Source organism: Achromobacter sp. UBA5777 (genome assembly GCF_002418565.1).
Lineage (GTDB): Bacteria > Pseudomonadota > Gammaproteobacteria > Burkholderiales > Burkholderiaceae_B > Achromobacter > Achromobacter animicus.
In genome coordinates, this window is record NZ_DIEJ01000299.1 from 10,412 (window position 1) to 10,698 (window position 287).

Below are 287 nucleotides of genomic sequence, written 5' to 3' on the forward strand. Positions count from 1 at the left end.
GATTTTCATATGGGGACGCTGGTGGTGCGGATACAAGCTCCGCAGTGCGGTGGGGAGATCCGCTTGAGAGATCTGACGCGCTAGATGTTACCAAAAGAGAATCGTTCTCATTGCGTCCCTCAAGAAGAATCCGTGTCCAACGTTGCGGCTGAACAACAAATGCCGTCCTGATTCAGCAAATGCTCAATGCATCTTCCGCCGCCGGGCTCTCCACGGCGTCGTATGCCGTCAGCGCCTCGGCAAGCGCCGCATCGGCAGCCGGCGACGTGCCGGCGCCCTGCGCCGAC